This is a genomic window from Halorubrum sp. CGM5_25_10-8B (assembly GCF_005435095.1).
In the GTDB taxonomy this organism is placed as follows: Archaea; Halobacteriota; Halobacteria; order Halobacteriales; family Haloferacaceae; genus Halorubrum; species Halorubrum ezzemoulense.
This window is the reverse complement of the sequence record NZ_SGTY01000036.1, coordinates 1-5,179: the sequence shown is the minus strand read 5'-3', so window position 1 is coordinate 5,179 and position 5,179 is coordinate 1. Positions and strand designations below refer to the sequence as shown.

Here is a 5,179-nt window from a genome sequence, read left to right as displayed (position 1 = left end):
GTGGGAGTATTCTCCCGGATGAGTGGGCAGGCGGCGACCCGTGGTTCCCAGAGGATCGCTCACTCCAGTACTTCACGGTACGCTGGTGGGCTTAACTTCCGTGTTCGGAATGGGTACGGGTGTGTCCCCACCGCTCTGGCCGCCTTTATGCCGACTCTCGGAGTCGAACCGAGACTCTCTACAGAGACTCCTGTGTCGGTCGTGGTTCGGTACCAACCGTGTGTACGTGCGATCCAGATACCGCCTGAACTCATGCGAGTCGTGGCGCGTCAGCGCCAATGAATGTGGCTCGGTCTGTTAGTTCTCGTGGGCTTAACACCTCGTTGCCTCGGTGCGTACACCCCGAGTCTATCGAACTCGTCTTCTACGAGTGACCTCTGTGGTACCTCTTTTCCATGTGGGTTTCGAGCTTAGATGCGTTCAGCTCTTACCCCGTGTCGCGTGGCTACTCGGCATCTGCCCTTCCGGACAACCGATACACCAGTGGCGACCAAACGTAGTTCCTCTCGTACTATACGTTCGTTCACGTCAGGTACCTCACACCCCCAATAGATAGCAGCCGACCTGTCTCACGACGGTCTAAACCCAGCTCACGACCTCCTTTAATAGGCGAACAACCTCACCCTTGCCCGCTTCTGCACGGGCAGGATGGAGGGAACCGACATCGAGGTAGCAAGCCACTCGGTCGATATGTGCTCTTGCGAGTGACGACTCTGTTATCCCTAAGGTAGCTTTTCTGTCATCTACGGGTCCCATTCCGGAACCTCGTAGGTTCGCTAGACCACGCTTTCGCGTCAGCGTTCCTCGTTGGGAAGAACACTGTCAGACCATCTTGTGCTCTTGCGCTCTTCGCCGGATTCCCGACCCGGCTGAGATGATCTTCGGGCGCGCTCGATATCTTTTCGAGCGCGTACCGCCCCAGTCAAACTGCCCGGCTACCGGTGTACTCCTCCCGGAGTGAGAGTCGCAGTCACCGACGGGTAGTATTTCAATGCTGTCTGGGTGGCGCGCTGGCGCGCGTACCTCTGTAACGACTCCTACCTATGCTGCACATCGGCGACCACGTCTCAGCGACAGCCTGCAGTAAAGCTCTATAGGGTCTTCGCTTCCCCTTGGGGGTCTCCAGACTCCGCACTGGAACGTACAGTTCACCGGGTCCAACGTTGGGACAGTGGCGCTCTCGTTTATCCATTCATGCAAGCCGCTACTGAAGCGGCAAGGTACTACGCTACCTTAAGAGGGTCATAGTTACCCCCGCCGTTGACGGGTCCTTCGTCCTCTTGTACGAGGTGTTCAGATACCCGCACTGGGCAGGATTCAGTGACCGTACGAGTCCTTGCGGATTTGCGGTCACCTGTGTTGTTACTAGACAGTCGGAGCGCCCGAGTCACTGCGACCTGCTCCTTAGAGAGCAGGCATCCCTTCTTCCGAAGGTACGGGACTAACTTGCCGAATTCCCTAACGTCGGTTCTCCCGACAGGCCTTGCCTTGCGCTGGCAGAGCACCTGTGTCGGATCTCGGTACGGACATCGTGCTTGCCTTTTCACGGGCCCTATGTACGGCTGACTTTCGCTGTTTCGCGTTTCGCTCGCTTCGTGCCGTGACGGCGTCCACGAGTTTCCACGATTCGACCGGGCGAGTGCCCGGCTCAGCGTTCCACACGGCGTCGGCGTTTACTGCACGATGGCGCTGGAATATTAACCAGCTTCCCGTCGGTGTAGTCAAGTTGTGGTACACCTTAGGACCGGCTAACCCTCGGCTGAACGGCAGTGCCGAGGAACCCTTGCTCTTCAGGCCGTCGAGGTTCTCACCCGACTATCGCTGCTACTGTGACCAGGATTGTCGTTACTGGACGGTCCACACGAGCTCTCGCCCGGGCTTCCGTCCGACCAGTACGCCAACCTACGCGGTTGCCCCTGTCAAGGGCACGGCCAGGTCTCGGTGGTAGATTTGAGCCCCGATCATTTTGGGCGCCTCAAACCTCGGCCGGTAAGCTGTTACGCTTTTCTTAGCGGGTAGCTGCTTCTAAGCTCACCTCCCGGCTGTTTAGGGCTTGAGACCACCTTCGAATCGCACTTAATCTACACTTTGGGACCTTAACCCGGCTCTGGGTTGTTCCCCTCACGGTACACAGGCTTACCCCGCGCACCGGACTCCCATCGTCCACAACGCCTGCGGGTTTGGAGTTCGACAGGATGGCCGACTCCTCTCGGAGGCGGGTCATCCAATCGGTAGCTCTACCCCGCGGGCTATCTCGGATGAGGTCATGCTTCGACATGTTTCGGTTGGAACCAGCTGTTGCCAGGCTCGATGGGCCTTTCACCCCTACACACGAGTCACGAGAGGGTATTGTAGAACACCAACTCTAACAGGCCTCCACGTGGCTTTCGCCACGCTTCACCTTGCTCGCGCGTAGATCGCCTGGTTTCGGGTCGCACCTGATTGACTCCCCGCGCTTGAACACGGTGGCCCTCGCAATGCTGCGGCCGTATCGGTTTCCCTGCGCCTTCCCGGGTTCGCCGGTTAGACTCGCCAATCAAGTGCACTCCCTGGGTCGTTTTTCAAAACGCACGACACGACGCCGGCTCGTCTCTCTTCCTACTAGAGGATCGCTCCTCGGTCGTTTCAAGAGACGCCTTGTACGCCCTGTCGCTCGATCGCCAGCTGATTTCAGGCCCTATTGCACCGCCCTTCTCGGGGTGCTTTTCAGCGTTCGCTCACGCTACTTGTTCGCTATCGGTCTCGAGGAGTGTTTAGCCTTCTCAGGGGATGCCTGAGATGTTCATAGAGGATATCCGACCCCTACTACTCTGGATTTGACGCCATCCGTACTGCTCTCTCATACGGGGTTGTCACCCTGTTTCACGCTCCGTTCCAGGAGACTTCTGAGAGAGTGTCGAGATTTGGTTGTCAACCCGAACACCACATTGGTCCGAAGACCTTCGGTTTGGGCTGTGTCGCGTTTACTCGCGGTTACTGACGACATCGCTGTTGCGTTCTTTTCCTGCCCTTACTGAGATGTTTCAATTCAGGGCGTTCCCTATTGCGCGTGGCAATTGTTGAACGGATTCCGATTAGGAAATCCCGTGTTCTTTCCCTCCATGCGGGTCCCACGGGCTTTTCGCAGCTTGGCACGTCCGTCGTCGGCTCTCGAGCCGAGCCATTCACCAGCTGGCACAGTAGCCAGTAGTGTGTCAGTCGACTCTCGAAGGAGAGTCACTGACGGTCAAGTGACATAGTGTCACCCGACTGTATATGGTTCACTGACGTTCCACGAACTCGGATGAGTTCAGTGGACGTCTGGATCGCACGTATACACGGTTGTCATTGAATCGCCCCGGGTGTGACGGGGCGTTCGTCGAACCCTTCCCATCCGCGGTTTCCCGGGATGGTGCATCGGTCGTCGTGTCCGAACCGAGTCGCGTCTCCCACTTAAGGGGACGGATTCGCTTCGGACGGACATGGACTCACTGGGATTCGAACCCAGGGCATCCTCCTTGCAAGGGAGGCACTCTACCGCTGAGCTATGAGCCCACCTTCCCTGGTGGGAAGGTTCTCGCGTGTTGTGTGAGCCGTGGTCGTTCTGCGGTGTCCAAGCCGGTGGGTGGGCGGACGGTACACAGTCCAATGCGAATGAGTAGTGACCGTCGTGGTGACGGTCTAAGGTGAGCTCGCCCAGAGGGCGAGTCTCGGGTCGGTGGAGGTGATCCAGCCGCAGATTCCCCTACGGCTACCTTGTTACGACTTAAGCCCCCTTGCGAAGCCCAGATTCGACGTTCGTGGAACGCCTCATCCGGACCTCACTCGGGTGCTTTGACGGGCGGTGTGTGCAAGGAGCAGGGACGTATTCACCGCGCGCTTGTGACACGCGATTACTACCGAATCCAGCTTCATGTGGGCGAGTTGCAGCCCACAATCCGAACTACGATCGAGTTTCTGAGATTACCGTCTCCTTTCGGAGTTGGAACCCTTTGTCTCGACCATTGTAGCCCGCGTGTTGCCCAGCACATTCGGGGCATACTGACCTACCGTTGCCCGTTCCTTCCTCCGTGTTAGCCACGGCGGTCCCCCTACTGTCCCCAGCTACCTCGCGGTACTGCTGGCAAGTAAGGGTGCGGGTCTCGCTCGTTGCCTGACTTAACAGGACGCCTCACGGTACGAGCTGACGGCGGCCATGCACCTCCTCTCTGAAGCTCGGATAAGGTCATCAACCTGATCGTCATTACTACAGTCGATGCTGGTGAGATGTCCGGCGTTGAGTCCAATTAAACCGCAGGCTCCTCCGGTTGTAGTGCTCCCCCGCCAATTCCTTTAAGTTTCATCCTTGCGGACGTACTTCCCAGGCGGTCTGCTTAGCGGCTTCCCTACGGCACAGCACCCACTCGTAGTGGGAGCCACACCTAGCAGACATTGTTTACGGCCAGGACTACCCGGGTATCTAATCCGGTTCGAGACCCTGGCTTTCGTCCCTCACTGTCGGATCCGTTCTCGCGACGTGCTTTCGCCATCGGCGGTCCGTCCAGGATTACGGGATTTCACTCCTACCCCGGACGTACCCGTCGCGCCTTCCGGTCCCAAGCCACGCAGTTTCTACCGGGCGCCCACCTGTTGAGCAGGTGGATTTCCCGATGGACTTGCGCGGCCAGCTACGGACGCTTTAGGCCCAATAAGATCGGCCATCACTTGGGCTGCCGGTATTACCGCGGCGGCTGGCACCGGTCTTGCCCAGCCCTTATTCTGGTACCGCCTTAGGGTACCGAAAAGCACAGGCGCTATGCCTGTGCACTTGGGATCCCCCTATCGCACTGTCGTGCAGTGTAAAGGTTTCGCGCCTGCTGCGCCCCGTAGGGCCCGGAATCTTGTCTCAGATTCCGTCTCTGGGTTCTCACTCTCATGACCCATACCGATTATTGGCACGGTGGGCCGTTACCCCACCGTCTACCTAATCGGCCGCAGCCACATCCTTCGGCGCCGGAGCGTTTGGCATACCACTCATTCCAGTGGTGGTATGGTATACACTATTAGCCTCAGTTTCCCGAGGGTATTGTGTTCCGAAGGGTAGTTTGGCCACGTGTTACTGAGCTATTCGCCACGAGTCTGAACTCGTGCGACTAGCATGGCTAAATCGGATCCCAATAGCAATGGCCTCCGGCAGGATCAACCGGAATGAGTATCCTTC

At 58.0% G+C, this 5,179-nt stretch carries 1 tRNA gene and 3 rRNA genes; all 4 read right to left on the bottom strand.

From position 1 onward, the window contains the following. Positions 1 to 25: 25 nt before the first annotated feature. Positions 26 to 147: ribosomal RNA gene (gene rrf / locus EXE51_RS17360) — 5S ribosomal RNA — on the bottom strand. A gap of 130 nt (positions 148 to 277) precedes the next feature. Next, positions 278 to 3,192, bottom strand: a 23S ribosomal RNA gene (locus EXE51_RS17355). Positions 3,193 to 3,462: 270 nt separating this feature from the next. After that, positions 3,463 to 3,534: transfer RNA gene (locus EXE51_RS17350), tRNA-Ala, on the bottom strand. Between the two features lie 164 nt (positions 3,535 to 3,698). Next, a 16S ribosomal RNA gene (locus EXE51_RS17345) occupies positions 3,699 to 5,168 on the bottom strand. The 16S, 23S and 5S rRNA genes sit together here with 1 tRNA gene alongside, the layout of an rRNA operon. Positions 5,169 to 5,179: the final 11 nt, after the last annotated feature.